The organism is Bradyrhizobium sp. P3_C3, from assembly GCF_056402655.1.
Genome location: NZ_JBFUGY010000053.1, coordinates 1 through 25,409 on the forward strand (window position 1 = coordinate 1; position 25,409 = coordinate 25,409).

Annotated in this window: 19 protein-coding genes and 1 pseudogene; 10 read left to right on the forward strand and 10 right to left on the reverse strand. The window is 65.5% G+C overall.

Translation table 11 applies throughout. The annotated features are described in order from the left end of the window. Nucleotides 1-148: pseudogene (locus AC1DW2_RS37880) on the forward strand (tripartite tricarboxylate transporter substrate binding protein); the annotation flags it as partial. Nucleotides 149-369: 221 nt separating this feature from the next. Here the strand turns inward: AC1DW2_RS37880 and AC1DW2_RS37885 are convergent. Beyond that, nucleotides 370-1,260: a LysR substrate-binding domain-containing protein gene (locus tag AC1DW2_RS37885; protein WP_071909428.1), complete on the reverse strand. Its 891-nt coding sequence runs from the start codon at nucleotides 1,258-1,260 to the stop codon at nucleotides 370-372. A gap of 95 nt (nucleotides 1,261-1,355) precedes the next feature. Between AC1DW2_RS37885 and AC1DW2_RS37890 the strand changes: the two genes are divergently transcribed. Beyond that, on the forward strand, nucleotides 1,356-2,108 hold the full coding sequence (locus AC1DW2_RS37890) for a sulfite exporter TauE/SafE family protein (RefSeq protein ID WP_477008564.1): 753 nt from the start codon (nucleotides 1,356-1,358) through the stop codon (nucleotides 2,106-2,108). A gap of 3 nt (nucleotides 2,109-2,111) precedes the next feature. Here AC1DW2_RS37890 and AC1DW2_RS37895 read toward each other — a convergent pair whose 3' ends face one another. Both AC1DW2_RS37895 and AC1DW2_RS37900 read right to left on the reverse strand, forming a co-directional pair. Continuing rightward, the gene (locus AC1DW2_RS37895) at nucleotides 2,112-2,522 is read right to left on the reverse strand and encodes a GFA family protein (RefSeq protein WP_247315740.1); all 411 of its coding nucleotides are present in this window, start codon (nucleotides 2,520-2,522) and stop codon (nucleotides 2,112-2,114) included. A 66-nt stretch (nucleotides 2,523-2,588) separates the two neighbouring features. Further along, the gene (locus tag AC1DW2_RS37900) at nucleotides 2,589-3,221 is read right to left on the reverse strand and encodes a LysE family translocator (protein WP_477008543.1); all 633 of its coding nucleotides are present in this window, start codon (nucleotides 3,219-3,221) and stop codon (nucleotides 2,589-2,591) included. A gap of 214 nt (nucleotides 3,222-3,435) precedes the next feature. Here AC1DW2_RS37900 and AC1DW2_RS37905 point away from each other — a divergent pair, with 214 nt between their 5' ends. Continuing rightward, nucleotides 3,436-5,232 (forward strand): adenylate/guanylate cyclase domain-containing protein, encoded by a 1,797-nt coding sequence (locus tag AC1DW2_RS37905; RefSeq protein ID WP_477008544.1) that lies wholly within the window; start codon nucleotides 3,436-3,438, stop codon nucleotides 5,230-5,232. A gap of 190 nt (nucleotides 5,233-5,422) precedes the next feature. Beyond that, a complete protein-coding gene (locus AC1DW2_RS37910) occupies nucleotides 5,423-8,233 on the forward strand; it encodes a di-heme-cytochrome C peroxidase (protein WP_477008545.1) in 2,811 nt (936 codons plus the stop codon). 145 nt (nucleotides 8,234-8,378) lie between these two features. Here the strand turns inward: AC1DW2_RS37910 and AC1DW2_RS37915 are convergent, their stop codons facing one another. After that, on the reverse strand, nucleotides 8,379-9,326 hold the full coding sequence (locus AC1DW2_RS37915) for an alpha/beta fold hydrolase (protein ID WP_028148092.1): 948 nt from the start codon (nucleotides 9,324-9,326) through the stop codon (nucleotides 8,379-8,381). A 207-nt stretch (nucleotides 9,327-9,533) separates the two neighbouring features. Between AC1DW2_RS37915 and AC1DW2_RS37920 the strand changes: the two genes are divergently transcribed. After that, nucleotides 9,534-9,995 carry an Hsp20 family protein gene (locus tag AC1DW2_RS37920; RefSeq protein WP_477008546.1) on the forward strand — a complete coding sequence of 154 codons (462 nt, stop codon included), beginning with the start codon at nucleotides 9,534-9,536 and terminating at the stop codon, nucleotides 9,993-9,995. Between the two features lie 154 nt (nucleotides 9,996-10,149). After that, complete coding sequence (locus AC1DW2_RS37925) at nucleotides 10,150-10,920, forward strand: alpha/beta fold hydrolase (RefSeq protein ID WP_477008547.1); 771 nt, start codon at nucleotides 10,150-10,152, stop codon at nucleotides 10,918-10,920. Between the two features lie 103 nt (nucleotides 10,921-11,023). Here AC1DW2_RS37925 and AC1DW2_RS37930 read toward each other — a convergent pair whose 3' ends face one another. Beyond that, nucleotides 11,024-11,797, reverse strand: coding sequence for a hypothetical protein (locus tag AC1DW2_RS37930; RefSeq protein ID WP_477008548.1), 774 nt, complete (start codon nucleotides 11,795-11,797; stop codon nucleotides 11,024-11,026). A gap of 491 nt (nucleotides 11,798-12,288) precedes the next feature. Between AC1DW2_RS37930 and gltB the strand changes: the two genes are divergently transcribed. Both gltB and AC1DW2_RS37940 read left to right on the forward strand, forming a co-directional pair. Beyond that, nucleotides 12,289-17,022 (forward strand): glutamate synthase large subunit, encoded by a 4,734-nt coding sequence (gene gltB / locus AC1DW2_RS37935; protein ID WP_477008549.1) that lies wholly within the window; start codon nucleotides 12,289-12,291, stop codon nucleotides 17,020-17,022. A gap of 163 nt (nucleotides 17,023-17,185) precedes the next feature. Further along, a complete protein-coding gene (locus AC1DW2_RS37940) occupies nucleotides 17,186-18,637 on the forward strand; it encodes a glutamate synthase subunit beta (protein ID WP_477008550.1) in 1,452 nt (483 codons plus the stop codon). Between the two features lie 180 nt (nucleotides 18,638-18,817). Here AC1DW2_RS37940 and AC1DW2_RS37945 read toward each other — a convergent pair whose 3' ends face one another. Continuing rightward, a complete protein-coding gene (locus AC1DW2_RS37945; RefSeq protein ID WP_477008551.1) occupies nucleotides 18,818-20,560 on the reverse strand; it encodes an outer membrane beta-barrel protein in 1,743 nt (580 codons plus the stop codon). A 191-nt stretch (nucleotides 20,561-20,751) separates the two neighbouring features. Between AC1DW2_RS37945 and AC1DW2_RS37950 the strand changes: the two genes are divergently transcribed. Further along, nucleotides 20,752-21,759 carry a KpsF/GutQ family sugar-phosphate isomerase gene (locus tag AC1DW2_RS37950; protein ID WP_477008552.1) on the forward strand — a complete coding sequence of 336 codons (1,008 nt, stop codon included), beginning with the start codon at nucleotides 20,752-20,754 and terminating at the stop codon, nucleotides 21,757-21,759. Between the two features lie 158 nt (nucleotides 21,760-21,917). Here the strand turns inward: AC1DW2_RS37950 and AC1DW2_RS37955 are convergent, their stop codons facing one another. Next, nucleotides 21,918-22,472: a carboxymuconolactone decarboxylase family protein gene (locus tag AC1DW2_RS37955; protein ID WP_477008553.1), complete on the reverse strand. Its 555-nt coding sequence runs from the start codon at nucleotides 22,470-22,472 to the stop codon at nucleotides 21,918-21,920. A 72-nt stretch (nucleotides 22,473-22,544) separates the two neighbouring features. On the opposite strand from AC1DW2_RS37955, the gene AC1DW2_RS37960 reads away from it, so the two are divergent. Next, nucleotides 22,545-22,871 (forward strand): winged helix-turn-helix transcriptional regulator, encoded by a 327-nt coding sequence (locus AC1DW2_RS37960; RefSeq protein WP_085398396.1) that lies wholly within the window; start codon nucleotides 22,545-22,547, stop codon nucleotides 22,869-22,871. Nucleotides 22,872-23,058: 187 nt separating this feature from the next. Here the strand turns inward: AC1DW2_RS37960 and AC1DW2_RS37965 are convergent, their stop codons facing one another. From AC1DW2_RS37965 to AC1DW2_RS37975, 3 genes are all read right to left on the reverse strand, one after another. Next, nucleotides 23,059-23,502 carry an NfeD family protein gene (locus tag AC1DW2_RS37965; protein ID WP_028148102.1) on the reverse strand — a complete coding sequence of 148 codons (444 nt, stop codon included), beginning with the start codon at nucleotides 23,500-23,502 and terminating at the stop codon, nucleotides 23,059-23,061. 118 nt (nucleotides 23,503-23,620) lie between these two features. Beyond that, nucleotides 23,621-24,619 (reverse strand): SPFH domain-containing protein, encoded by a 999-nt coding sequence (locus AC1DW2_RS37970; RefSeq protein ID WP_477008554.1) that lies wholly within the window; start codon nucleotides 24,617-24,619, stop codon nucleotides 23,621-23,623. A gap of 195 nt (nucleotides 24,620-24,814) precedes the next feature. Continuing rightward, on the reverse strand, nucleotides 24,815-25,372 hold the full coding sequence (locus AC1DW2_RS37975; protein WP_477008555.1) for a hypothetical protein: 558 nt from the start codon (nucleotides 25,370-25,372) through the stop codon (nucleotides 24,815-24,817). Nucleotides 25,373-25,409: the final 37 nt, after the last annotated feature.

The window sequence follows — 25,409 nt, forward strand, 5'->3', positions numbered from 1 at the left end:
GGCGGATCCGGCCGTAAAGGAAAAGCTCGCCGCCCAGGGCGCGACGCTGATCGGCGACGAGCCGGAGCATTTTCGCAGCTTCATCGCGGACGAGACGAAGAAGTGGGCCAAGGTGATCAAGGACGCCGGCGTCGAAACGGCGAAGTGATCAACGGCTTGAGTCGTGACGCCGCCACGAGGTAGGTGCGTTCCCCCCCCTTGCGGGGGAGGGTTAGGGAGAGGGGTCCACACGGGGACTCCATCGATCTCTCTTCTTCGCGACAGCGATACCTTTTCCTGGGCCACCCCTCTCCCCCGCCCTCCCCCGCAAGGGGGGAGGGAGCGCAGTTGTGCGCACGGCCGCAGCGCAGGCTCACATCAACAGGCCTCTTACACCGCCGCCGCCCGCAAATGCTCCACCAGCATCTTGGCCGGCCTTGGCAGCGCCTTGAAGCTGCGGGCGCAGATCACGAGCTTGCGGTTGGCGAAAGCATCGCGCAGGCGGACCATGGCCAGCGGCATCAGCTTGGCGCAGCGGCGGGCGGCGGATATCGGCACCAGGGCGATGCCGACGTCAGCGGCGACCATCTGACAGATCGCGTCGAAATCGCGCAGACGCGCACGGTAATGCGGACGCATGCCGAGCCGGGCGGCGTGCTTCGAAATGTGCATCTGGAGCGCAGTGGCGCTGGTGAGTCCGACGAATTCGCAATCCCTCGCCTCCTGGAAATCGATCTGGCGGCGGCCGGCGAACGGACCGCGCCTGGACGTCACCAGCGTCAGGTGGTCCTCGCTGAAGACGAAGCGCTCGATATGATCAGGGAGCGCGTGCTCGGCGGCAAAGCCGAGATCGGCGGCACCGGCGGTGATTGCTGCCGCGATATCGGTGCTCTCGCGCTCCTCGATGTCAATGGCGACGTCGCGATGCTCGCGCAGGAAGCCCGCCAGCGCCTTCGGCAGATGCTCCGACAGCCCCGAGGTGTTGACGAGAAAATGCACGCTCGCGCGCACGCCGCTGGCAAAGCCGGCAAGATCGCCGCGCATGGCGTCGACCTGGTGCATCACGACCCGTGCATGATCGAGCAGGCTCTCGCCCGCCGCAGTCAGCTCGACACCGCGCCGCCCGCGCTTGAGCAGCGCGACGCCGAGCGCGTCCTCGAGCCCTTTTATGCGCGCGCTGGCAGAGGCCAAGGCGAGATTCGATCGCTCGGCGCCGCGGGTGATGCTGCGCTGGTCGGCGACCGCGATGAAGAGCTGGAGGTCGACGAGGTCGAAGCGCATGGCTGGATTCTCCTCAGCCTCCGCCAGGAACGAAGGCTGTCTCCGTAACCTCCAGATTGTGCCGGCGCGCGGCTTCGGTCAATGTGCAAGATATGATCATCGACCCGCTCCTCATCCTCATCGCCGCCGTCTTCCTGATCGCCGGATTCGTCAAGGGCGTGGTCGGGCTCGGCCTGCCGACCGTGTCCATGGGCCTGCTCGCGGTGAACATGGCGCCGACCCGCGCGATCGCCATCGTGATCGTGCCCGCCATCGTCACCAATATCTGGCAGACCTTCGCCGGCCCCTATCTGCGCGACATCCTGAGGCGGCTGTGGCCGCTGATGATCGGCACCGTGATCGGATGCTGGCTCAATGCCGGCGCGCTGACCGGCCCGCATGCCCGTTACGGCACGATCGTGCTCGGAATCCTGCTCGTGATCTACGCGATCATCGGGCTCAGCAAATTCAAGTTCCACGTCGCGCCGCAGAACGAGAAATGGGTCGGCGGCGTGGTCGGCGTGATCACCGGCGTGATCTCGGCCTCGACAGGCGTGCAGGTGATCCCCTCGATGCCGTTCATGCAGGCGATCGGCATGGAGAAGGACGAACTGGTGCAGGCGCTCGGCGTGTTCTTCACGACGGCGACGCTGGCGCTCGCCTTCAATCTCACCGCCGGCGGCTTGCTGACGCCGGCGAATGCCGTGCCGGGCGCCGTGGGCATGGCCATGGCCTTTGCCGGCATGTTCGTCGGCCAGTCGGTGCGGGCGCGGATGCCGGCGGAAGCGTTTCGCCGCTGGTTCCTGATCGCGATGATCCTGCTCGGCGTTTATCTCGCGGGCAGCGCGCTGCTGAAGGAGTTCGCCTGAGGCCTACGATTTGGGTTCGTATCCCGGCACCCATTTTTCGTGCTGGGGCAGATCGTCCTGGATCGTCCACCACGGTGCGCGCGACGAGGTGAAGACGTGGAGGCGGGGCCTGACATCGGGATCGTCATCGAGCAGGCCGGCGGGAATGCTGACGGTCGGCAGATAACTCGCCTTGCCCGGCGTCAGGCAGCCGCAGGTCTTGCAGCGATGGCGGAAGCTCCCCGGTGCGGATTCGTAAGCCACCGTCATGTCCTCGCCGGCAACAAAGCGAAACTTGTCGGCATCGACATGGGCGTAGGTGGCAAAGGCCGCACCGGTCAGCTTGCGGCAATTGGCGCAATGGCAATGCGTCAGCGCACGCACCTGATCGATCTCGAAACGCACGACGCCGCATAGGCAGCTTCCACCAACCATCGAAACCTCCCCGCGCGGCCTCTATCGGGCCGACTGCATGCCGGACCAGTCATCCGTTCGAATGAGTTATCGCGTCTCCAGCATGGCGACGCGGATGCCGAGATAGATGAAGAGGCCGCCGAGCGCGCGGTTCACCCAGGCGATCGCGCCCTCAGACTTGCGCAGCCGGTGGGCCGCCCTTGCCGCGAACGCCGCCAGCACGAGGCACCACAACGTTCCCGTAAAGATGAAGATCAGGCCGAGCGTCAGGAAGGCGAGCGGCTTGTACGGGGAATCGGCTGCGACGAATTGCGGCAGGAAGGCCAGGAAGAACAGCGCGACCTTGGGATTGAGCGCGTTGGTGAAGACGCCCTGGAGGAAGACCCGCCGCAGCGGGCTCCGCTCCGGCTCGTCGATGGCTGCGGCCAGCGCCGGGCGCGACCACAGCATCTGAAGTCCTGTCACGACGAGATAGGCCGCGCCGACCAGCTTCAGGATCGAGAAGGCGGTCGATGAGGCCATCAGCAGCGCCGAAAGGCCGATTGCCGCGCCCGCAACGTGGAAAAAGCAGCCGAAACTGATGCCGAGCGCGGCCGCGGCGCCGCCCCGCCAGCCCATCTGCATGCTGCGGCCGATCACGTAGACCGAGTCCGGGCCGGGCGTGATGTTGAGCAATATGCCCGACAGGATGAAGAGCCAGATCTCGTGAATGCCCAGCATGTGAGGTGCCCCCGTCAGCCTTGAAAGGCGGGCTTATTCGGTTCGGCCGCCGCCGTCCACCGCCAGGATTGCGGAGAATTTACCTCAAATTTGCAATGCGGATCATGCTTTCGCTCGGCCTTATCTGCTCTATAAAGGCAGGGTTCTTGGAAATGCGGGATTCGAGGCGACTGCCACGCGGGGGCCGGTCATCGATCCCTTGGAGCTCCGGACTATGGAAAGACGTCTGGCCGCCATCGTCTGCGCCGATGTCGCCGGCTATTCGCGCATGATGGGCAGCGACGAGGCCGGCACCCATGCCGCCTTTAAGGCCCATCGCAGCGCGATCCATCCCATCATCCTCAACCATGGCGGCCGCGTCGTCAAAAACACCGGCGACGGCTTCCTGCTGGAGTTCCCGAGCATCGTCGGCGCCGTCGAGGCCGCGATCGCGATGCAGACGCTGATGGCGGAGCGCAACCATCACCTGCCTGCCGAGCGCGCCATGCAGTTTCGCCTCGGCATCCACATGGGCGACGTCATCGCCGACGAGGACGAGGTATTCGGTGACGACGTCAACATTGCCGTCCGCCTCGAAGCGGTGGCGAGCCCCGGCGGCTTCGCCATCTCGGCCAAGGCCTACCGGGAGGCGAGCAAGCACCTGACCGCGCTGCTGGTCGATGCCGGCAACCATCGCTTCAAGAACATCAAGGACCCGATCGGGGTCTGGACCTGGATGCCCGAGGGTGCGCCGGCGCTCGCGCCCGAGCTGCGGGAGGCGTCGGTGCTGTCGCAGCAGTACCGCACAGCGATCGTCGGCGTGCTGCCCTTCGCCAATCTCAGCGACGCCCAGGACGAATATTTCTCCGACGGCCTCACCGAGGATCTGATCCACGCGCTGTCGCTGCAATCCTTCTATCGCGTGCTGAGCCGCAACTCGACCTTCGCGTTCAAGGGCAAGAACACCAGCACCCGCCTGATCGCGCGCGAGATCGATGCCACCTATCTGATCCAGGGCTCGGTGCGGCGCGCCGGAGCCAAGATCCGCGTCACCGCCGAGCTGGTCGCGCCGGAGACCGGCGAGCAGCTCTGGACCGGCCGCTACGACCGCGACATCGGCGAACTGTTCGCGATGCAGGACGAGATCACCACCAATCTGTCCRCCGCCATCGCCACCGAGATCGTCCGGGCGGAGGCCTCGGCGCCGGCGCGGCTCTCCACCGACGTGACCGCCTGGGACCGCTTCCTCAAGGGGCTGTCGCACTACTACCGGCAGACCAAGGAGGACCTGGCCACCGCCGTCGACCTGTTCCGCGAAGCCATCAGCCTCGACCCCAAACTGTCGATCGCGCACGCCTATCTCGCCACGATCCAGATCCAGAGCATCCAGTTCGGGTGGGTCAAGGGCACACGCGAGATGTGGGCCGAGGCGATGGCCCTCGCCGAGACCAGCGTCCGGCTCGACCCGCGCTCCTCCTTCGCCTTCTCGATCCTGTCCTGGGCGCATGCCATGGAGGCGCATTACGAGGCCGCGATGGACGCCGCCAAGCGCGCGGTCGCGCTCAACCCCTACGACAACGGCGCACGCGGCGTGCTCGGCATCTGCCATTTCGTCATCGGCGAGCACCGCGAGGCGATCGAGCTGTTTTCGATGGCCGCGCAGCGCGACAACAGCGACCCGCGCTACCAATGGGCCGCGCTGAACGCCTTCAGCCATTATCTGCTGGGGCAATACGACGCGACCCTGTCCTGGGCGCGCGAGCAGCTCTACATCAACCCGAACCACATGCAGGCGCTGGCGATCCGTGCCGCGGCGCTGGCACAGTTGGGTCGGGACGATGAGGCTGGCGAGGCCGTCGGCGTGCTGATGCGCAACTACCCGACGCTGAATGTCGATCGTCACTTGCGCAATTTCCACTGGAAGCGGCCCGAGGACCTTGCCCATTACCGCGAGGGGCTTCTGAACGCGGGCGTGCCGCTCAGCAAGCTGACCCTGGTGCAAAGCGACGTCAAACGCGCGGCCGAGTCCTGACAGGCGGGCCTTCTCGGTCCCGACCCAGTCCCTTCGCAACCTCGCGTCGGCTTTTATTGACACGACCGTGAATTCAGCCACACTTCTTTACACGCTGAAGTAGTATAAGCTGCTGTCGGTTTGTTAGGACTTTCCGCGCTCTATCGGCGCGTCTTCATTTCACGATTCGCTGTTTTCAGGATTTTGGGCCATGAACGACCCCGCCTCGAAGCCTCCCTTCGATCCCTCGATCCAGGTCTCGCCAGACAATCCCTGCCCCTTCCTGCGCGGCCTGGTCGGCGAAGGTTTCGTCGACGGCGGGACCGTCCCGATCGGCAAGCTATCGCAGACGATCGCGAATGCGAGCGGCGACAAGGGGCTGATGAAGACGGTGGCCCGCGTCGAGACCCACGGCATCGCGCTGATCGCCAACGGCTTCGGTCACATCCTGAAGAGCATCTTTTCGGGCGCACAGCTCGATGCGCTGCGCGGCGGCCCCCTGGACAAGCGCGGCGCCGGTTCGCGCATCCTCGGCGTCGACGGCAAGGTCAACGAGGATCAGATCGCCCGCCTGGCCAGCTTCGGCAGGGACTATACCGATCCGAACGGCGGCGGCACCGAGCCCGGCATCAACGCGTCGGAAATACAAACCTACATGCGCGACAATCTCAAGCGCGCCGGGAGCGCTGCGCGCTGGTACTACCGGATATTGATGCAGTTCGAATGGCCCATCCTGCTGAAGATCATGGGCAAGGGCGAAGGCGAGAACCGCTATCTCGCCATCGCCGACGTGCGTACGCTGTTCAATGAGCGCAAATTCCCTGAGAGGATCACGCAGCGAGTCGTCAGCCAGCCGGTCAAACCGCCCTCACTCATATTGCGCGTTGCCGGCGGGTTAGTCGCCGCGCTGCTCGTCTTTGGAGTCGTGGCGCTGCACTTTCCCGATCAATTCCAGCCGATGCTGCCCGGCATCCTCGGTGACCTCGTGGCGCCGCCATTGCCGAAGCTTGTCGAACCCCGGGCCGCGTACTGGCTCGAGCAAAACTGGGCGCTGGAGGACCGGCACTGGTTTCATCACGCCAGCCAGGGCACCGCGACCTTCCCGGTGCCCTATAGCTGGTTCATGGCGCTCGAGCAGCCGCGGCTTCATTTCTTCGCAAAGCCCGGGATGCTGCATGACAGCGACCATCTGCAGCGCTTCGGCTTCATCCCGAGCCCGCAGACGATCAACACCGACGACGCCACGCTGCGCCGGTTCGGCTACGCCAATGTCTACGACAAGACGAAGCCGGTGCCGGCGCGACTTTGGGATCCGCCGGTTAACTGGGGCACCCAGGCCGAAAACGTCGACGGCCTGCCCGTCGGCTTTGCGCGCATGACCGGCGTACCCGATCCTGCGACCGGCCAGGTCGGCGACGACCGGATCGGCCTGACCTGCGCCGCCTGCCACACCGGCCAGATTCACTACAAGGGCATCGACATCCGTTTCGACGGCGGCCCTGCGATGACCGACCTGAGGAAGCTCGAGGTCACGACGGGTCTGTCGATCGCCTACACGCTGCTCGTGCCGGGTCGCTTTACCCGCTTCGCCGACCGTGTGCTCGGCCCCTCCGCCAGCGATGCGGATCGCGATGCGCTGAAGCAGAAGCTGCGCACGATCAGCACGTTCCTGATCGACTGGGAGAAGACCTACGCGAAAACCATCGACGGCAAGACGAGGTTCAATGAGAAGACGAAGCGGGAAGAGAAGCAGCAGGACACCGAGGAAGGATACGGCCGTCTCGACGCGCTCAACCGCATCGGCAATCAGGTCTTCGCCCAGGACATGACGCTCAGCGGCCTCAGCGGCTTCGAAAAGAATCTGCATGCCAAGGACGCGCCGGTCAGCTTCCCGCCGATCTGGACCGTGCCCTGGCTCAAATTCGCGCAGTATGACGCGTCCATCGAACAACCGCTGATCCGCAACGCCGGCGAAGCCCTGGGCGTGACGGCGCTGCTCAATCTGTCCGACAATACCCCCAAGGACACGCTGTTCCGCTCGTCGATGGATATCAAGAATCTGAACTGGATCGAGGATCTGCTGAAGGGGTCGGCGCCCTATCCGAAAAAGCAGCTCTCCGGACTGACATCGCCGAAATGGCCGTCGGACATCTTCGGCGACAATGCCTGGAAGATCGATGGCGAGCGCGTCAAGAACGGCCGCAAGCTCTACGCGCAGATCTGCGTCGAATGCCATCTCGGGCCGGTCAACGATCCCGTGTTCGACACCGAGTTTCCGGACCAGAGCATCTGGTCCTCGTCGCGCTGGGAGACCATCGGCAAAGACAAATTCCTGAACGAGGTCCAGAAAAGCGTCAAAGGCATGGGGACCGATCCCGCTCAGGCCAGTGTGCTGGCGACGCGGACGGTTCAGGTACCGGGCTTTCTCGAGCTCGATCCCACGCAGAAGCTCAATGCCTGGTGGAGCTGCAATCTGCCGGCTATCTCCTCGACCGACATGCCGTACTCGGTCGGGCTGATGGTGCTCGTCGACATCGTCAGCCGCAAAGCGATGGACGATGCGAAGATCGACCCGAAGGTTCAGCAGGCCTGGTGGGGCGAGCGCAAAAACTGCCCGAATCCCGGTCCGCAGCCGGCCGAGGCGAAGGAGCCGCCGCCCTGGTATCGCGCGCGCCCGCTCAACGGCGTCTGGGCCACCGCGCCTTACCTGCACAACGGATCGGTGCCCTCGCTCTACTGGATGCTGAGCCCCGCGGCCGAGCGCCCCAAATCGTTCTGCATGGGTGGTGGTCGCGACTACGATCCGAAGCAGGTCGGCTTCGCGGTCGTCGACGGCGAGAGTTGCAAGACCGGGCAGTCGCGCTTCTCGACGCGAGCGTCTGATGGCACCGAGACCTTCGGCAACAGCAATGCCGGCCACTCGTTCGATGGCACGCCGGGCCCCGGCAAGGACGGCACCATCGGCCGCGTGCTCAAGGAGCAAGAGCGCTACGACCTGATCGAGTACCTGAAGACGCTGTGAGGCTGAGAAGGTTCATCGTCATGGCCGGGCTTGTCCCGGCCATCCACGTTCTTTGATCGCGCAGCAAGGCGTGGATGCCCGGGACAAGCCCGGGCATGACGGAGATTGTAGAACGATCAGCCGTCCTCAGGAAGCTTCCGCCCCTTCACTTGAACAGCGGCGTGCCCGGCACGAAGGCGTCGAAGGCGGCCCAGAACTGGGAGCGGTAGCGGTCCTGCTCCTGGAGGATCTCGTGCTTGGCGCCGGCGATCACGAGATGGGAGCCGGCGCGCAAATGATAGGCGAACTCCTCGATCGCCGCGGTCGAGACCACGGTGTCGCTGGAGGCCGCCAGCATCAGGATCGGCTGGCGGATCTGGGAAGGGTAGTTCTTGCCCTTGAAGGTGTTCATGGCGTGGAAGGCGGTATCGGCCCAGGCGACCGTCGGTGATGCGAGCCCGAGCGTCGGATCCTCCTCCAGGATCGCAGCATTGCGCGCATAGCGCACGGGATCGCTGGTCAGCGGATTGTTGATGAAGGGATTGAGCCCGGTGATGTGGTCGCTGCCGCCGGGGACATAGCGACCGCCCATCCCCATCAGGCGCATCGTCTTCAGCAGCGCCCGCGCCGGAAACGAGGTGGCGCGGCCGGGCAGGTCGATCATCGGCGCCGACAGCACCATGCGGTCGAACCAGCGCTTGCCGGCATGCGCCACCCGCAGCATCACCGTGCCGCCCATGGAATGGGCGAGCGCGAAGAAGGGCGGCGGGCAATCCGGCAGCACCACCTGCTGCACGAAGGTCTCGACGTCGATCTCGAAATCGGAGAAGTCGCGCACATAGCCCTTGCGCGGATCGCGCAGGCGGCGCGAGGAGTGGCCCTGCCCGCGCCAGTCGATCATCGCCACCGCAAAGCCGCGGTCGCGCAGGTCGCGCACGGTCTCGAAATATTTCTCGATCTGCTCGCTGCGTCCGGTGAAGACGCAGACCGTGCCCTTGCGGTTCGCCGGCGGCGCCCAGCGCGCAAAGCGCAGCTCGGCGCCATCGGGCGTCTTGATGGTGCCGCTGACGACGTCTTCGGGAACGGGATTGGACGGAATCGAGATCAGCGTCATTGGGCGAGAAATGCTGCAAATCAAGGGGCTGGAGCGCCGAAAAGGCGCAACTTGCCGCCCTCTTGAACGCCGTTCCCCTGAACCCATATCACCATGGTGCAGGCCGCTACCAGTGTTTCGGAACCGGAACATCAGGCTGCACACAGACTAAAGCCCGGCCCGATTGGCGGGCGGGTTACCAACAGTCGCTCAATGGAGGACTAGACCATGCGTAGCTACGACCTGACTCCGTTTTACCGTTCCACCGTCGGCTTCGACCGCCTCTTCAGCCTGCTCGACCAGGCCGGTTCGGACGGCAGCCCCGGTTATCCCCCCTACAACATCGAGCGTACCGGCGAGAACACCTACCGCATCACGGTTGCGGTGTCCGGCTTCGCCAAGGACGAGCTCTCCCTCGTCGCGAAGGAAAACACGCTGACGATCAAGGGCGAGAAAGTCGCCAACGAGAACTCGAAGTCCGAAGTGCTCTACCGCGGCATCGCCGCGCGTGCCTTCGAGCGCGCCTTCCAGCTTGCCGACTTCGTGCAGGTGAAGGACGCCTCGCTCGAGAACGGGCTGCTTCACGTCGACCTCGTGCGCGAGATTCCCGAAGCCAAGAAGCCGCGCCAGATCGCCATCAACTCTAGCGCGCCGAAGGCGCAGGTGATCGAGAGCTCGGTCGCCGCCTAGGCACGTCGACAGCCGCCAAGTTGCGAAAACGCCCCGGTGCCCCGGGGCGTTTTTTTCGTTTTGCATCGCATCACAGAACGGTGAGGACAGGTAACGCCGCGACCACGCGCTCCGTCCTTTGGGCATCGCAGCAAAAACAATACGGAGCACGATCATGTCACTTTGGCGCAACCTTTTCGTCGCCGCGAGCCTGCTGGCGGCCCCCATCAGCCTCGCTCACGCGCAGACGCCGCAGACGGTGAAAGCCAAGAACGTCGTGCTGGTGCACGGCGCCTGGGCCGACGGATCGAGCTGGTCGGAGGTGATCCCGATCCTCCAGGCCGCGGGCCTGCACGTCACCGCCGTGCAAAATCCGCTGTCGTCGCTTGCGGACTCCGTCGAGGCGACCAAGCGCGCGCTGGCCGAACAGGACGGTCCGACCGTGCTGGTCGCGCATTCCTGGGGCGGCACTGTCATCAGCCAGGTCGGTAACGACCCGAAGGTCACCGGCCTCGTCTACGTCGCCGCACGCGCGCCCGATGCGAACGAAGACTTCGTCGCGCTGTCGAAGCAGTTTCCGGCAGGCCCGGCCCGCGCCGGCATCGTCGAGCGCGACGGCTACACAAAACTCTCGGAAGACGCCTTCCTGAAGTATTTTGCCAATGGCGTGAAGCCGGAGCAGGCCAAGGAGTTGTACGCCGTGCAATGGCCGACGGCCGCCTCGATCTTCGCCGGCCGCACCACGGAAGCTGCATGGCACACCAAGCCGAGCTGGTACGCGGTGTCGAAGAACGACGGCACCATCAATCCGGATTTCGAACGCTTCCTCGCCAAGCGCATGAACGCAACCACGATCGAGCTCGATGCCGGCCACCTCTCGCTGGTGTCGCATCCGAAGGACGTGGCGAATCTGATCCTGGAAGCCGCGGGGTATCCGCGCAGCTGAGCGCGCGATCGCCGCAATGAAAAAGCGCCCGAGCTTTTCGGGCGCTTTTTTGCTCAGGTCTCCGTCCAGCGCGTGGCGCGCAGTCGCGTCAAGCGAGCGCGCGCTAGTCCAGCCCCTGCGCCGCCGGCATCTCCTGCGTCGGCATGATCGTCGGAGCCGGCTTGGCCTGACCGACGGTTGGCGCGGCGGTTTGAGGTGCGGCTTCAGTGGGCTTTGCCTGCACGGCAGCGGTCTGTTGGGCGGGCTGCGCCTGCGGCGCTTGTGCCTGCTGCGGAGCTGGCGCGGCCGGCTTGGCGGCGGCGACGGGCGCCTCGCCGCGGCGCGGGGCGGCCTTCGGCAGCGGCACGGTGCGGCTGGCGACATGGGGGATGGAGGCCGGTGGACGCGGCGGACCGCCGCGGACCATGGTCGGCGGCGGCAGCGCGCTTTGCGGACGGTAAGGTGCAACCGTCGGCACCTCATCACTGGGGGCCATGCCGAAGGCGTCAGCGGCCGGCATGAAGCGCAAAATTCGCCCGTCGCGGGCATCGATCACCAGCCGGCCGTCGTCGCCGCGGCGGTCGATCACCGCGATGGTGTAGACGCTGCCGCGCAGGCGCGGGATGCCGAGCGGCGAGAAGCCGTTGTCGCGCAGCACCGCGTAGACCTCGATCGACGGCAGCAGCGCCGGCGCCGGGCCACGCTCCTCGTAGCCATAGCCATAGCCGTAACGCGGCGGCGGTGGCGGCGCGGCTTCCGGCGGCCCATAGGGTCCGTCGAAATCCGAGACCGCGATATAGGCGCCCCGCGCAGCGCCGTTGGCCGGAACTTGTGCCTCGGCGGCCGTCGCCACCAGCGCCAGCGTGGCAGCGGCCACACATCCTGTGAAAAACTTCATGGTCGACACGCTCCTGTCAGGCCCCCGAATGCCTCGCGCTCTTTCGCTTCTTGCGGCGTGGCGCGCCTTTCGAAGGGCTGATCCGAAGCTTCATTCGGGATTTCGGCGTCGGCAGGGCCGGATCAGGGCGCGTTTGCTTCAAAACCGGGGCCGCGTGCCATGCGGAAAGCGCTGATTGACACTCTGGGAATCGGGACTTCCGCGCGCTTGTGTGATAGACAAAAATTTGGCAAGGTGATGGTTAGGACAGGAAGACTGTCTCAATTTTGCTTGCAGTTCCGGCATACGGATTGCAACGAAAGTCGGTGCTTTCGAGCGCCAGGAAGGCAACAGGCAAAGCCGTTCTCGGGGACGAAGAACGCCTTGGCCTGAATTTAAGAAAATGCGGCTCGCAGCGGACGAGCGGTGACCCAGAGGCGGGTGCCGCGGAACGCCCAAGGTGCGCCGAAGATAGCGGTGAGGCAGCTTGCCGCATGGAGAGGATTGGAACAATGAACGGGTCGCAATTCGAGCGCGCAAACATCGTGGCAGAAGAACTGTCGGCGACGGTCGCCTCGAAAACGACTGATCCGATTCAGGAACACAATTCGCGCCCGCCGGCTGTAGGTCTGTACGATCCGAGCCTGGAGAAGGATTCCTGCGGCGTCGGCTTCATCGCCAACATCAAGGGCAAGAAGTCCCACGAGATCGTCGCGGACGCGCTCAGCATCCTCTGCAACCTCGAGCATCGCGGCGCCGTCGGCGCCGACCCGCGCGCCGGTGACGGCGCCGGCATCCTGGTACAGATCCCGCACGCCTTCTTCAGCCGCAAGGCCGGGGAGCTCGGCTTCACGTTGCCGGCTCCGGGCGAATACGCCATCGGCGCGCTGTTCATGCCGCGCGACACCGCCTGGCGCAACGTCATCAAGAGCATCATCGCCGACCAGATCAAGGAAGAGGGCCTGACCCTGCTCGGCTGGCGCGACGTGCCGACCGACAATTCCTCGCTCGGCGTCACCGTGAAGCCGACCGAGCCCGCCTGCATGCAGGTTTTCATCGGCCGCAACGGCACCGCCAAGACCGAGGACGATTTCGAGCGCCGGCTCTACATCCTGCGCAAGTCGATCTCGCAGGCGATCTACCAGCGCCGCGATCGCGGCCTTGCGGGCTATTACCCCTGCTCGATGTCGTGCCGCACCGTGATCTACAAGGGCATGTTCCTCGCCGACCAGCTCGGTAAGTACTATCCCGACCTGCATGAGACGGACTTCGAGAGCGCGCTGGCGCTGGTGCATCAGCGCTTCTCGACCAACACTTTCCCGGCCTGGTCGCTGGCGCATCCCTACCGCATGATCGCGCATAACGGCGAGATCAACACGCTGCGCGGCAACACCAACTGGATGGCGGCGCGCCAGGCTTCCGTCAGCTCCGAGCTCTACGGCAAGGACATCAACCGGCTCTGGCCGATCTCCTACGAGGGCCAGTCGGACACCGCCTGCTTCGACAACGCGCTCGAATTCCTGGTGCAGGGCGGCTACTCGCTGCCGCACGCCGTCATGATGATGATTCCGGAGGCGTGGGCCGGCAATCCCCTGATGGATGAGAAGCGCCGCGCCTTCTACGAATATCATGCCGCGCTAATGGAGCCGTGGGACGGCCCCGCCGCGATCGCCTTCACCGACGGCCGCCAGATCGGCGCCACGCTCGACCGCAACGGATTGCGGCCGGCGCGCTATCTCGTGACCAAGGACGACCGCATCGTGATGGCGTCCGAGATGGGCGTGCTGACGATCCCCGAGGACCAGATCATCACCAAGTGGCGGCTGCAGCCCGGCAAGATGCTGCTGGTCGACCTCGAGCAGGGCCGCCTGATCCCGGACGACGAGATCAAGGCCGAGCTCGCCCGGAGCCATCCCTACAAGGAGTGGCTGGAGCGGACCCAGATCGTGCTGGAAGAGCTGCCGAAGGTGCCGACCACCGGCGTGCGCTCCAACCTGTCGCTGCTCGATCGCCAGCAGGCGTTCGGCTACAGCCAGGAAGACATCTCCATCCTGATGACGCCGATGGCCTCCACCGGCGAGGAAGCCGCGGGCTCGATGGGCAACGACACGCCGATCTCGGCGCTGTCGGACAAGGCCAAGCCGCTGTTCACCTATTTCAAGCAGAACTTCGCGCAGGTCACCAACCCGCCGATCGACCCGATCCGCGAGGAGCTGGTGATGAGCCTCGTCTCCATCATCGGACCGCGGCCCAACCTGTTCGACCTGCAAGGCCTCGCCACCACCAAGCGCCTCGAAGCGCGCCAGCCGATCCTGACCGATGCGGATCTCGAAAAGATCCGCTCGATCTCCGATGTGGCCGAGTCGCACTTCAAGTCGCGCACGCTCGACACCACCTTCCACGCCGGTCTCGGTGCTGCCGGCATGGACCAGGTGCTCGACGAGCTTTGCGCGCGTGCGGAAGCCGCCGTCCGCGAGGGCGTCAACATCATCATCCTGTCCGACCGCATGGTCGGCAGCGACCGGGTGCCGATCCCGGCACTGCTGGCCTGCGCCGCCGTGCATCATCATCTGATCCGCGTCGGACTGCGTACCTCGGTCGGCCTCGTCGTCGAATCCGGCGAGCCGCGCGAAGTGCATCACTTCGCCTGCCTGGCCGGCTACGGCGCCGAAGCGATCAATCCCTATCTGGCGTTCGAAACCATCATCGCGATGAAGGACCGCCTGCCCGGCTCGCTCGACGATTACGAGATCGTCAAGCGCTACATCAAGTCGATCGGCAAGGGCCTGCTCAAGGTGATGTCCAAGATGGGCATCTCGACCTACCAATCCTATTGCGGCGCGCAGATCTTCGACGCCGTCGGCCTCAAGGCGGACTTCGTCGGCAAGTTCTTCGCCGGCACCCACACCCGTGTCGAGGGCGTCGGCCTTGCCGAGATCGCGGAAGAAGCGGTGCGCCGTCATGCCGACGCGTTCGGCGAGGCGCAGGTCTACAAGACCGCGCTCGATGTCGGCGGCGAGTATGCCTATCGCAGCCGTGGCGAGGATCATGCCTGGACCGCCGAGTCGGTCGGGCTGCTCCAGCACGCCGCTCGCGGCAATTCGCTGGAACGCTACCGCGCCTTCGCAAAGATCCTGAACGAGCAGTCCGAGCGGCTGCTGACGCTGCGCGGCCTGTTCCGGATCAAGAACGCGGACGAGGAGAAGCGCAAGCCGATCCCGATCGACCAGGTCGAGCCGGCCAAGGATATCGTCAAGCGCTTCGCCACCGGTGCGATGAGCTTCGGCTCGATTTCGCGCGAGGCGCACACCACGCTCGCGATCGCCATGAACCGGATCGGCGGCAAGTCGAACACCGGCGAAGGCGGCGAGGAAGCCGACCGCTTCAAGCCCATGCCGAACGGCGATTCCATGCGTTCGGCGATCAAGCAGGTCGCCTCGGGCCGCTTCGGCGTCACCACGGAGTATCTCGTCAACTCCGACATGATGCAGATCAAGATGGCGCAGGGTGCCAAGCCCGGCGAAGGCGGCCAGCTGCCCGGCCACAAGGTCGACGCGACCATCGCCAAGGTCCGTCACTCGACGCCGGGCGTCGGCCTGATTTCGCCGCCGCCGCATCACGACATCTACTCGATCGAGGATCTGGCGCAGCTCATCTACGACCTCAAGAACGTCAACCCGACGGGCGACGTCTCGGTCAAACTGGTCTCCGAGATCGGCGTCGGCACGGTCGCCGCCGGCGTTGCCAAGGCACGCGCCGACCATGTCACCATCGCGGGCTTCGAGGGCGGCACCGGCGCTTCGCCGCTGACCTCGATCAAGCATGCCGGCTCACCGTGGGAGATCGGCCTTGCCGAAACCCACCAGACCTTGGTGCGCGAGCGGCTGCGCAGCCGCATCGTGGTCCAGGTCGACGGCGGGTTCCGCACCGGCCGTGACGTCGTGATCGGCGCGCTTTTAGGGGCCGACGAGTTCGGCTTCGCCACCGCGCCACTGATCGCGGCCGGCTGCATCATGATGCGCAAGTGCCACCTCAACACCTGCCCGGTCGGCGTCGCGACCCAGGACCCCGTCCTGCGCAAGCGCTTCACCGGCCAGCCCGAGCACGTGATCAACTACTTCTTCTTCGTCGCCGAGGAAGTCCGCGAGATCATGGCATCGCTCGGCTTCCGCACCTTCAACGAGATGATCGGCCAGGTTCAACTGCTCGACCAGACCAGGCTGGTCGCGCACTGGAAGGCCAAGGGCCTCGATTTCTCGAAGCTGTTCGTCAAGCAGAAGGAAGAGAAGGGCCAGAAGATCTATCACTCCGAGCGCCAGAACCATCATCTGGAAGCGGTGCTCGACCGCACGCTGATCGAGAAGGCTACGCCTGCGCTCGACCGCGGCGCGCCGGTGAAGATCGAGGCCAGGATCAACAGCACCAACCGCTCCGCGGGTGCGATGCTGTCGGGCGCGGTCGCCAAGATCTACGGTCATGCCGGCCTGCCGCACGACACCATCCATGTCGGCCTCAAGGGCACCGCCGGCCAGGCGTTCGGCGCGTGGCTGGCGCAAGGCGTCACCTTCGAGCTCGAAGGCGAAGCCAACGACTATGTCGGCAAGGGCCTCTCGGGCGGCAAGATCATCGTCAAGCCCCCCGCCAACAGCGGTATCGTGCCGGAAGAGAGCATCATCGTCGGCAACACGGTGATGTATGGCGCCATCCAGGGCGAGTGCTACTTCCGTGGTGTCGCCGGCGAGCGTTTCGCTGTGCGCAACTCGGGTGCGGTGGCGGTCGTCGAAGGCGCCGGCGATCATTGCTGTGAATACATGACCGGCGGCATCGTGGTCGTGCTCGGCAAGACCGGGCGCAACTTCGCGGCCGGCATGTCCGGCGGCATCGCCTATGTGCTCGACGAGACCGGCGACTTCGACAAGCTTTGCAACATGTCGATGGTCGAGCTCGAGCCGGTGCTGTCGGAAGAGCTGATCAACGCCGGCACCTATAACCACTCGGGTGACCTCGAGGCGCACGGCCGGGTCGACGTGTTCAAGAACCTGCTCGACTCCGACGTCGAGCGCTTGCACGTCCTGATCTCKCGCCATGCCAAAGCGACCGGCTCCAAGCGCGCCGCCGACATCCTTGCCAACTGGAAGGACTGGCTGCCCAAATTCCGCAAGGTGATGCCGGTCGAATACCGGCGCGCGCTGCGCGAAATGGCCGCCAACGCGGACGCCGAGCCGAAAATCGCGATCGGCGCGTAGAGCGATAAGCCCTCATGGTGAGGAGCGCGATAGCTGCGTCTCGAACCATGAGGTCACCAGCGGGGCCTTTCATCCTTCGCGACGCGGCGCCAGTGCGTCGCTCCTCAGGATGAGGGTCTGGCTAGAGAGAAGACGAATTTAAGCGGCAGGGACTTCGGGTTTAATGGGCAAGATCACGGGTTTTCTCGAAATCGAACGGCATGACCGCAAGTACACCCCGGTCGCCGAGCGCGTGAAGCATTACAACGAGTTCGTCGTTCCCTTGACCGAGAAGGAAACGCGCGACCAGGCCGCGCGCTGCATGAATTGCGGCATCCCCTATTGCCACGGCACCGGCTCGGTGGCGCCCGGCACGCCCGGCTGCCCGGTCAACAACCAGATCCCCGACTTCAACGACCTCGTCTATCAGGGCAATTGGGAAGAGGCCTCGCGCAACCTGCACTCGACCAACAATTTCCCGGAGTTCACTGGCCGCATCTGCCCGGCGCCGTGCGAGGCGTCCTGCACGCTCAACATCGACGACAACCCCGTCACCATCAAGACCATCGAATGCGCGATCGTCGACCGCGCCTGGGACAATGGCTGGCTGAAGCCGGAAGTGGYGGCCGTCCAGACCGGCAAGAAGGTCGCGGTGATCGGCTCGGGTCCGGCCGGGATGGCCTGCGCGCAGCAGCTTGCGCGCGCCGGCCACGACGTGCATCTGTTCGAGAAGTTCGCCAAGGCCGGCGGCCTGCTGCGCTACGGCATCCCCGACTTCAAGATGGAGAAGGGCGTCATCGACCGCCGCGTCAAGCAGATGGAAGGCGAAGGCGTCACCTTCCACTACAACAGTCATGTCGGCGCTGACGGCAATGTCGACCCGCGCGAGATGCTCAACGATTACGACGCGGTCGCGCTGACCGGCGGCGCGGAAGCCCCGCGCGACCTGCCGATCCCCGGCCGCGATCTTCAAGGCATCCACTACGCCATGGACTTCCTGCCGCAGCAGAACCGCCGCGTCTCCGAGGAGCCGCTCGGCGGCGTCCAGGAGATCCTGGCCGGCGGCAAGCACGTCGTCGTCATCGGCGGCGGCGACACCGGCTCTGACTGCATCGGCACCTCGCTGCGCCAGGGCGCGCTCTCGGTCACCCAGCTCGAGATCATGCCCGCCCCGCCCGAGCGCGAGAACAAGGGCCTGACCTGGCCGAACTGGCCCTTGAAGATGCGCACCTCGTCGAGCCAGGCCGAAGGCGCGATCCGCGAATACGCCGTGCTGACGCAGAAGTTTTCCGGCGAGAACGGCAAGGTCAAGAAGCTGCACTGCGTGCGCGTCGACGACAAGTTCAAGCCGATCGCCGGCACCGAGTTCGAGCTCGATGCCGAGCTCATCCTGCTCGCGATGGGCTTCGTCCATCCCGTGCACGAGGGCCTGCTCAAGCTGCTCTCGGTCGATCTCGACCCGCGCGGCAACGTCAAGGCCAACACGCTCGACTACCAGACCTCGCGCCCGAACGTGTTCACCGCCGGCGACATGCGCCGCGGCCAGTCGCTGGTGGTGTGGGCGATCCGCGAGGGCCGGCTGTGTGCGCGGTCGATCGACACGTTCCTGATGGGGAAAACGGATTTGCCGCGGTAGGTTCTCGCTCCGCTGCCAGATTTACGAAAGGTGTCATCGCCCGCGAAAGCGGGCGATCCAGTATTCCGAGACAGCTGTCGCCTACTGAGAGGCCGCGGCGTACTGGATGCCCCGGTCAAGCCGGGGCATGACTGTTGAGCAAGCTGCAAGATGGCGCGTCAATCCACGTGCTCACCGCCTCTAGTTCTGCAACCTCACCCCCACCAACATCACCGTCCCCTGCGAGCTCGACCCCGGCTGGTTCGAGTTCAGGATGTCGTGGCGCAGCGTGCCCTTGATCCAGATGTTGCGGTTGAGCTTGTAGATCAGATTGCCTTCGAGCGAGTAGGTTTTGTCGTTGCGATTCTGGTTCTGGTAGTCGTAGGTGCCGTAGGTGAACTTGCCGACGGCGGTGAGCCAGCGGCGGAAGTCGTGATCGACCTCGATCCCGTAGGTGTGCACCAGCACGCCGGAGGAGCCGGGGACCGTGGACTCCGCGATCTGCGTGTCGGTGGCGAATTTCACCGTGGTCAGGCCGCTCGCATTCCAGATCAGCGAGCCCGCGGTGAGGAAGCCCGCGAGCTGGCTGAGGCGCGGGTCGACATAGTTGCGCGCGGTATAGCCGACCGAGATCTCACCGATCAGGATGCGCGAGAACTCGAAGCTCGAGCCGACCTTGGCGTAGCCACCCGATGAATCGCGGAAATAGCCGTTGCGGTCGGCGGGCTGGTCGTGCACGCGACTGTCGCCTTCGATCTCGACGAACGGCTTCAGCCCCGGCTTGAGGTCGTAGGAGAAACGACCGATGCCGCCATACTGGTTGAAGTCGCGGTCGTCGTTGCTGAAGGTCGAGCCGTCGGTCAGCTTGGAATCGGTGTAGGCGGTGCGATCGACGGTGGCGCCGGCGGCCACCTGGAAGCGATTGAAGGTCTGGTCGAAGCCGAAGGTGCCGCCATAGCTGGCGTAGATCGGATATTTCTGCAGGCCCGCCTGCACGTTCGGGCTGCCGGGATTGTCGGTCGCGACCCGCAGCCGGAACTGCGAGGTGAGCTTGAGGTCGCGACTGACGTCAAAACGACCGTCGACATGGCCGGTGAAATCGGGGCGGTCGATCTCGACCGGCGACGGCGAGGCAAAGCCGTCGATCGTCGCCGGCATGTTGTTGGTGTAGCCGGAGAACGAGCCGCGCAGATCCGCGACCAGCGCGTGGCGCTCCCAGTCGGACATCACGAGAAGATCGGGCGCGACGACATAGGCCGGCGAGCCGACCGGCTTGTTCAGGCGCGCCGGATTGGTGTCGTAGCCGGCCGAGAGCTCGAGCCCGCCCTTGATCAGGAAGCTGCCGGCATAGTCGCCGACCGCGCCGAACGCATCGTCGTCGGCCTTGAGGCGGCGGCGCAGCGGCTGGCCGGGCACGGTGCCCGCCATCGCCCGCGGCACCGGCGCCTTGTTTGCGGTTTCCGACGGTGGCGGCGCGATGCGCGGCGGCCCGAGCGTCCTGTCCGGCGTTGCCGGCGGCACCGGCGAGCCGGGTCCGACCGGGCGCTTCGGCTTCGGCTGCCCGGGATAGAGCTTTGGCTGCTGCCGCTTGCGGTTGAGCGAGTCGTAGCCGGAGCCGCTGGCGCCGTTGGCGGCCGGCAGGCCGTAGGTCGGCACCTGGCCGACGCGCGAGGTCGCCGGCGCCTGCTGGCGCTTGCGCGGATCGGCATTGGGATCGGGCAGCGCCGGGAGCGCATCCAACGGCGCCTGCGGCACGCCCGCCGTGCGGCGCGTCGGCAGCGTGTCGGGCGCGGCAAAGCCGCCGCGGTTGGGATTGAACAGGTCGGGCGTGAGGCTCTGGGCGGCCGCCGGCGCGCTTCCGAGGGCGGTCAGCGCAAGGCACGGCAAAGCCGCGCGCAGGAAATGCCCGCGTTTGCTCCGGCCCGTGCCTGGAGGCGCCCCCACGATGTAAGAACTCCAACGAAATCAAAGACTTTCACGACGACCTCCGCCAGCGGGCGGGAACCATCGTTAATGGAGTTAAAACAATTATGGTTAATGACCCGTTTCGGGCCCTGGCACTCTCGTCGCCTCGCCGGTCTGGCCATGCTAAGCAGGCGCCAACGGGCGAGCGCCCCTCCTCCCTGGACCTGAACATGTCGAGCTCGAAACCGCTGATGACCCCATCATCCGGCCCTACTCCCGACAGCGTCGAATCCGCGCTCCGMACGCTGGAGACGGAGAGCAACGGCATCAACGCGCTCGCCGCCGCCCTGCGTGGTCCGMTGGGCGCGACCTTCGCCAAGGCGGTCGACCTGATCCGCAACGCCAAGGGCCGCGTCATCGTCACCGGCCTCGGCAAGTCCGGCCACATGGCGCGCAAGATCGCGGCGACGCTGGCCTCGACCGGCACGCCGGCCTTCTTCGTCCACACCGCGGAAGCCGCCCATGGCGACCTCGGCATGATCACCACCGACGACGTCATCATGGCGCTGTCCTGGTCCGGCGAGCAGCCGGAGATGAAGACCCTCGTGAACTATTCGGCGCGCTTCGCGATCCCGATGATCGCGGTGACGTCGAACGCGGCGTCCTCGCTGGGCCAGGCCGCCGACATCGTCATCGAGCTGCCGAAGGCGCGCGAGGCCTGCCCGCACAATCTGGCGCCGACCACCTCGACGATGATGCAGGTCGCGATCGGCGATGCCATCGCGATCGCGCTGCTCGAAGGCCGCGGCTTCACCGCGCTGGAGTTCGCGCATTTCCACCCGGGCGGCAAGCTCGGCGCGATGCTGAAATTCGTCCGCGACTACATGCGCACGGGCGCGGAGATCCCGGTGAAACCTGAAGGCACCAAGATGTCGGACGCGGTGATGGAGATGTCGGCCAAGGGGCTGGGGTGCGTCTGCATCGTCGATGATGCCGGCGGAATCGCGGGCATCATCACCGACGGCGATCTGCGACGCCACATGCGGCCGGATCTGCTGACGGCGTCCGTCGACGACATCATGACCAGGCAGCCGAAGACCGTGCCGCCCTCGATGCTCGCCACCGAGATGATCGAGGTGCTGAACACAAGCAAGATCACGACGCTGATGGTGACCGAGGCGGACAAGGTGGTGGGCATCGTGCACCTGCACGATCTGCTGCGGGCGGGCGTGGCGTAAGCACGCTGTTTCTCGACCCTCACCCTGAGGAGCGCGCCAACGGCGCGCGTCTCGAAGGGCGAGGCCACCGGCCGGGCCTGCATCCTTCGAGACGCGCGTTCCGCGCTCCTCAGGATGAGGAACTAAGAGCGGCACTGCTGCCCTCGCAATGACGGCGGTTAGACCGCGGGAAACCGCGCAGCCTTCTCCTCCAGCGGCAGCTTCAGCCCGTTCGCCAGGTACGACACCGTGCGGTAGAAGCCGCACAGCAGCATGATCTCCAGGATCTGGGCCTCTTCGCAATGCGCCGACAGCGCGGCGAATTCGGCGTCGTCCAACGTCGCGCGGTGATGCAGCGCGTCGACGGCCGCGATCAGCGCCTGCTCCGCCGGTGACCAGCACGGTGACGTCACATCGCCCCGCGCGGTCGCGTGCACCTCCTCCTCGCTGAGCCGCGCCGGCCCGGCGAAGATCGCGACATGCACGCCCCATTCATATTCGCATCCGGTCAGCGCGCAGGTGCGGTCGATCACGATCTCGCGCTGGCGCAATGACAGCGGACCGGGATCGAGCAGCCCGCCGGCGCGGAACTTGTCCCAGGCGCGGGCGTGGCCCGCCATCACCCGGAACAGCGCCAGCGGCGGGGCTCCGCGCATGATGCGGTCGAATTGCGCCTGGATCTCCGGGGGATAAGGCGGGACGAGCGGCGCGATCCGCGGCGTGGCCTGGGACATCAGCTGTCTCCGTTGCTACAATTATCGTAGCAACACGCTACATTATTTGTAGCACCGCGCAAGAGGGCCGGGATGGCGAAACAGGCAGCATCAGGGAGCCGCAACGTCCGCGGCTCGCGCACCGGCCGGCCGATCATGGCGCTGCTCGACCTGCTCGGCCGACGCTGGAGCCTGCGGATCCTGTGGGAATTGCGCGACCAAGCCCTCACCTCCCGCGCATTGCGCACCGCCTGCGACGAGGCCTCGCCGACGGTGCTGCAGGCGCGGCTGACGGAGCTGCGCGACGCAGGGTTCGTGGAGCTGGGCGACGGTGGCGGTTACGGGTTGACGGCACTGGGGCGGGAGCTGTGCGAGACGTTCATGCCGCTGCACCGGTTTGCGGAGAGGTGGAAGAGGTAGAATCTGGACGCAGCCGCGCGCTCCAATCTTCCTTCTCCCCCTGTGGGAGAAGGTGGCGCGAAGCGCCGGATGAGGGGTTGCTTCCGCGAATTCAGAAGCAAGAGATTCACTCGCGGAGAGATACCCCTCACCCGTCTCGCCGCTCTGCGGCGAGCCACCCTCCCCCACAAGGGGGGAGGGAAACAAACTACGCCGCGGCCACCGTCAAATTCGCACCGTCGACCTGCACCACCTTCACCCGCGTCCCGGCCGGCGTATCCGGCCCGGCCACGCGCCACACCGTGTCGCCGAGGCGTACGGTGCCGTTGCCGTCGATGATCGGCTTCTCCAGCGTGAACTCGCGGCCGAGCAATGCCTCGCTGCGCTTGTTCAGGAAGGGGCTGGTGCTTGCGTCCAGCTTCGGCCGCGCGAGCCGGCGCCACACCGGTACGGCGGCGGCCGCGAAGATTGCGAACATCACGAGCTGGATCTGCCACGACACGGCGACAGCAAAGGAGATCAGGCCGACCAGCAACGCGGCGAGGCCGAGCCAGAACAGGAATACGCCCGGCGCCAGCACCTCCAGCGCCATCAGGATGAAGCCGAAGATCAGCCAGTTCCAGGTGCCGAGCGATACGAACATGTCGGTCATGACACGACCTCTTTATGCTGGCGTATGCCCTGATCGGAAAACCGGTCCCCACTTTTCCGGGGCATGCGCTTTAAATTGCCGCATGCCCTCATCGGAAGCGCATGCGCTTTGATTACCCCTATCGCGGCGGTACCGCCGGCGGCGTGGGGCCGGTCGTCGGCACCGAGCCGCCGCGGCGGGCGGCAGCGGCCGCGGACGCCGCGCTTTCGCCGAACGTTGCCTTGGCGATCTCGCCGATGCCGGCGAGCGAGCCCAGCATGCTCATCGCCTCGACCGGAAGCATGATGACCTTCTGGTTCGGCGAGTCGGCCAGTTGCCCGAACGCCTTGATATACTTGTCGGCGATGAAATAGTTCAGCGCGGCGACGTCTCCCTTGGAGATGGCCTCACTGACCATCTGCGTCGCCTTGGCCTCGGCCTCCGCGGAACGTTCGCGGGCCTCGGCGTCGCGGAATGCGGCTTCCTTGCGGCCCTCGGCCTGGAGGATCTGCCCCTGCTTGGCGCCCTCGGCGCGCAGGATCTCGGACTGGCGCTGGCCTTCGGCGGCCAGAATGTCGGCGCGCTTGACGCGCTCGGCCTTCATCTGCCGGCCCATGGCTTCGACGAGATCGGCGGGCGGCACGATGTCCTTGATCTCGATGCGGTTGACCTTGAGGCCCCAGGGCGAGACCGCGGCGTCGACGACGCGGAGCAGGCGCTCGTTGATCTCGTCGCGATGCGACAGCACCTGGTCGAGATCCATCGCTCCCATCACCGAACGGATGTTGGTCATGGTCAGGACCGTGATGGCCTGGGTCAGGTTGGAGACCTCGTAGCTCGCCTTGGCGGCATCGAACACCTGGTAGAAGGCGACGCCGTCCACCGTCACGGTGGCGTTGTCCTTGGTGATGACCTCCTGCTCGGGAATGTCGATCACCTGCTCCATCATGTTGATCTTGCGTCCGACGCGATCGAAATAGGGCACGATCAGATTGAGCCCGGGGCTCAGCGTCTGGGTGTATTTGCCGAACCGCTCGATGGTCCAGTCATAGCCCTGCGGCACCGTCTTCACGCCGGCAACCAGCGTGACGATGACGAGCAAAACCAGAACAATCGCGAAAACATCGAAACCGCTCATATTTCCTCCGAGGCGGGAAAGCCCCTTCCCGCGCTGTCATTGGTCGGGAACGCGACCTTACCGGTTCAGCGGTCACCATTTACGTCGGCGCGGGGCAACATTTCCACAAGAAGTACGGAGGCGGAACGATCGCCGATAAGTATTGTGAGAAAACCCTTGAAAGGGCACGGAGGCAACCTAGCAACGGCCGGTGTCCTAGTTGGACCATGTAAAATTCACCGGCTTCAGCGCGGCGAGCTCGGGCCGCTCCTTGCGCAGCTTCGCCAGTTGGACGRCCGTCGGCCTTGTCTCGAAGCTGCGTTGCTGCCTCGGAAAGACGGTCGCAACGTAATACAGTCCGGGGGCGGGAAGATCGATCTTGGGCGTATGCACCGGCACGAATCCCATCGACGCGCCATTCGGGAGATAGGTGCCCGGGCGCCCCGTCGTCGTATAGTTTTGCAGCTCGAGCCCCGTCGTTCCGACCGCGACCGGAATCGCAACAAAGCCGTCCGGAGCAAGGCTGATCCCTCGCGCATTGATCGCGGGAAAACCGTTGTGAACGAACTGAAGATAGTTGATCGTCTCGCTGCCGCCGTTTGCGACCAGGACAATCGCCGTATCGCTCTTGACGGCACCGCCGGCCCGCACCGCTTCCGGATACATGGTCGACGCAACGTCCCCGGTCGTGTTGCAGCCAGCGAGTCCGCAGGCCACGACAGCCAAAAGCAACAATCCCCGCATGTAATCGCGCCCGCCCCGTTCGAGCCGCATCGCTCGCGGCAACATCCCCACCGTCATTCTGCCCCAG